The organism is Sulfitobacter sp. HI0129, assembly GCF_001635395.1.
Taxonomy (GTDB): domain Bacteria; phylum Pseudomonadota; class Alphaproteobacteria; order Rhodobacterales; family Rhodobacteraceae; genus Sulfitobacter.
The window spans coordinates 1-3,848 of sequence record NZ_LWGH01000204.1 but is presented as its reverse complement, the minus strand read 5'-3'; the positions used below and the strand labels follow the sequence as shown (position 1 = coordinate 3,848).

At 62.4% G+C, this 3,848-nt stretch carries 4 protein-coding genes and 1 pseudogene; all 5 read left to right on the top strand.

Features of this window, described 5'->3' with window-relative positions; genetic code table 11:
• Positions 1-1,688 (top strand): outer membrane protein assembly factor BamA (gene bamA / locus A3764_RS02105; protein ID WP_067951109.1); only part of this gene is annotated, 1,688 nt, incomplete at its 5' end.
• Positions 1,689-1,695: 7 nt separating this feature from the next.
• Complete coding sequence (locus A3764_RS02100) at positions 1,696-2,274, top strand: OmpH family outer membrane protein (protein ID WP_067927855.1); 579 nt, start codon at positions 1,696-1,698, stop codon at positions 2,272-2,274.
• An 81-nt stretch (positions 2,275-2,355) separates the two neighbouring features.
• On the top strand, positions 2,356-2,829 hold the full coding sequence (gene fabZ / locus A3764_RS02095) for a 3-hydroxyacyl-ACP dehydratase FabZ (protein WP_067927853.1): 474 nt from the start codon (positions 2,356-2,358) through the stop codon (positions 2,827-2,829).
• Entirely contained in the window at positions 2,826-3,608 is a 783-nt protein-coding gene (gene lpxA / locus A3764_RS02090; RefSeq protein WP_067927850.1) for an acyl-ACP--UDP-N-acetylglucosamine O-acyltransferase, read from the top strand. Before fabZ ends, lpxA begins: the two co-directional genes overlap by 4 nt.
• Positions 3,608-3,848: pseudogene (locus tag A3764_RS02085) on the top strand (LpxI family protein); the annotation flags it as partial. The gene lpxA and the pseudogene A3764_RS02085, both read left to right, overlap by 1 nt.

Below are 3,848 nucleotides of genomic sequence, written 5' to 3'. Positions count from 1 at the left end.
GGCTCTTCCGCCGTCTGGTCCGCCGGGACACGTTCATCCCCGACCGGGTGGAGCTGGACAAGCAATTGCTGCGCGATTTCTATCTGGCGCGCGGATATGTCGACATGCGCGTACAGGCGGTCAACGCCCAGCTCACCGAAGAGCGTGACGGTTATTTCGTCAATTACAACATTACCGAAGGTCAGCAATTCCGCTTCGGCAAGGTCTCCCTCAGCTCCACCATGCCGGGGCTGAACGCAGCGCGCTACCGCGACATCATCGATATCGAACCGGGTGAGATCTACACCCCCACACGCGTTGAATCCGACATCGCGCGGCTGGAACGTCAGGCAATCCGGGACGGTGTGGACTTTCTGCGGGTCGAGCCGCGTGTCACCCGCAACGACCGGAACCTGACGCTGGATATCGAATATGTGCTGTCGCGCGGCGAACGCATCTTTGTCGAGCGGATCGATATCGAAGGCAACACCACCACGCTGGACCGCGTCATTCGCCGGCAGTTCGACAGTGCCGAGGGCGATCCGTTCAACCCGCGCGAAATTCGCGAATCCGCCGAACGTATCCGCGCGCTGGGTTATTTCGAGGAGGCAGAGGTCAATGCACGCGAAGGCTCCAGCCCCGATCAGGTCGTGGTGGACGTGGATGTTCAGGAAAAGCCGACCGGGTCACTGAACTTCGGCGGGTCCTTTTCTAACAACGACGGTGTCGGCGTGGCCATCAGCTTCGCCGAGGAGAACTTCCTTGGCCGTGGGCAGAAACTGTCGCTCGCCATCTCCACCGCGTCGGAGGCCACACGCTACGGGCTTACCTTCGTGGAGCCGAGCCTGTTGGGCCGGGATGTCGCTTTCGGGCTGACGCTGGATTATGCCGAAACGGATTCCTCCTTTGCCACCTACAATACCGAGAGGCTGGTATTTCAGCCGAGCCTCACCTTCCCGGTGAGCGAGAATGGGCGGGTGCAGCTGCGCTATACCGCCGAGGATATCGAGGTTACGGCGCGTGATACGCCTGTCCATGGCCTCGTGATCGCGGATGACATCGCGGCGGGTTCGCAGCTGTCGTCTTCATTGGGCTACACCTACACCTATGACACCCGGCTTACTGGTCTTGATCCGACGATGGGGATGCTCTTCCAGATCGGTCAGGATTTCGCCGGGATCGGCGGCGACAGCAGCTACATCAAGACCACCGCGAAGGTCATCGGCGAAAAGAAGATCTTCAACGAAGACGTGACGCTGCGGGCGACGCTGGAAGGCGGCGCGCTGGCGTGGAACAGCGGCAACAACCGCGTGGTGGACCGTTTCATCCTGACCCCGTCCATTCTGCGCGGTTTCGAACCGGGCGGCATCGGCCCGCGGGAAATCTCCGCCACACGGGACGATCCGTTGGGCGGCAACCTCTATGTCGCGGCGCGTTTCGAAGCCGAATTCCCGCTCGGTCTTCCGGAAGAGTATGGCATCAACGGCGGCGTCTTCTATGACGTGGGGAACCTTTGGGATCTCAGCGATGTGAACCTGAACAGTGCCAGTGTCGTGGGTGAATCCGGCTCTTTCCGCCATGTGATCGGCGTTTCGGTCTTCTGGGATACGCCCGTGGGTCCCCTCCAGTTCAACGTGTCCGAAGCGTTGAAGAAGGAAACCTACGACAAGGAACAGAAGTTCGAGATCACGCTGCGGACGGATTTCTAGGCGGATCATGCAGGGCCTTGTGATACGGCTGGTGCTGGCGGCGGGGCTTTGTGCCGCGCCGGCGGTGCAGGCACAGCAGCAGCCGGAGACGGTTTCGCCACCGTCGCTGCCGCGAACGGTGCAGAGCCCGATCCTCACCATCGATTCTGACCGGGTGTTTCTGGAAAGCGAATTCGGCCAGCGCGTCGCCGAGGAGATCGAGGAACGCGGCAACGCGCTCTCGGCGGAGAACCGGAGGATCGAATCCGACCTCGAGGCCGAGGAACAGGAACTGACGCTGAAACGCGCGCAGATGTCCCCGGAGGCCTTTCGCAGCCTTGCGGATGATTTCGACGAAAAGGTTCAGTCCATTCGACGCGCGCAGGCCGCGAAGTCCCGTGCGCTCAACGCGCAGCTCGATGAGGAACGCGAAGCCTTCCTCGCTGCGGCAGGGCCGGTGTTGGAGCAATTGATGCGCAATGCGGGGGCCGGGGTAATCCTCGAACGCCGCTCCGTTTTTGTCAGCGCCTCGGCCATCGAGATCACGGATGCCGCCATCTCCCTGCTGAACGAGACCATCGGAAGCGGCGAAGGCGCGGGCGACTGACAGGCCGCAACCGGCCCGCGCTTGCCCAGCGCAGCCGGAGTTGCTAGCCATGGCGCACGCCGGTGCAACAAAGGAAACCGAATGACCGAAGAGCTTCAGAGCGCCGACATCATGATGATTCAGCGCATCCTGCCCCATCGCTACCCCTTTCTGCTGATCGACAAGGTGGTGGATATCGACGGCACGAATTCCGCGCGCGGCATCAAGAACGTCACTATGAACGAGCCGCATTTCCAGGGGCATTTCCCCGGAACGCCGATCATGCCGGGCGTGACGATCGTGGAAGCCATGGCGCAGACCTCCGGCGTCATGCTGGGCATCGCGCTCGATATCATCGATCAGGAACTGCTGATCTATTTCATGTCCATCGACAACTGCAAGTTCCGGCGCAAGGTCGTCCCCGGGGACGTGCTGGAAATGCAGGTGAAGACGCTGCGCGGCAAGAAGGGCGGCAAGATCTGGAAGTTTTCCGGCGTTGCCACGGTCGAGGGCGAGATGGCCGCCGAAGCGGAGTTCATGGCCTATGTGGACATGTCCGCAGGCAAGGACGCATGAGCGGGATCCATCCCAGCGCGATCGTCGAGGAAGGCGCGCGTATCGATCCCAGCGCGACGGTCGGGCCATTCTGTACCGTAGGGTCGCAGGTGGTGCTGGGACCGGATGTCGTGTTGAAGAGCCACGTCGTGGTGACCGGCCAGACCGAGATCGGCGCGGGCACGGTGATCTTTTCCTTCGCGGTGATCGGTGAAATTCCGCAGGATCTGAAGTTCAAGGGCGAAGCGAGCAGGCTGGAGATCGGCGCGCGCAATCGCATCCGTGAACATGTGACGATGAACTGCGGCACCGAGGGGGGCGGCGGCGTCACGAAGATCGGCGATGACGGGTTGTTCATGGCCGGATGCCATATCGCCCATGACGCCATTCTGGGCGACCGGGTGATCGTGGTGAACTCGGCTGCCGTAGCGGGGCATTGCATCATCGAGGATGATGTCATCATCGGTGGTCTCGCGGGTATACACCAGTTCGTGCGCATCGGGCGCGGCGCCATCGTCGGTGCCGTGACGATGGTGACCAACGATGTGATACCATACGGTCTCGTACAGGCGCCGCGCGGTGAGCTTGATGGGCTGAACCTCGTAGGGTTAAAGCGTCGCGGCGTGGCGCGCACCGATATCACCGCCCTGCGCGCGGCTTTCCAGATGCTGGCGCAGGGGGAGGGCACGTTCCATGACCGGGCAGCGCGTCTGGGGGAGGAAACCCAAAGCGCCCCGGTGCGTGAGATCGTGGATTTCATCATGGCCGATACCGGCCGTCATTTCCTGACGCCGCGCTGATGCTTGCGCTGATCGCAGGCGGCGGCGACCTGCCGCGGCAGGTTGTGGCCTCGCAAAAGGCACGGCCGCTGGTCTGCGTTCTCGACGGCGCGCAACCCGATGGGGTGGAGGCTGACCGGACATTCCGGCTTGAAACGCTGGGTTCTCTTCTGGCTGAATTGCAGGATGCGGGGGTCGACAGGGTCTGCTTTGTCGGCGACGTGGCGCGGCCCCGGTTCGATCCCTCGGCACTCGATGCCG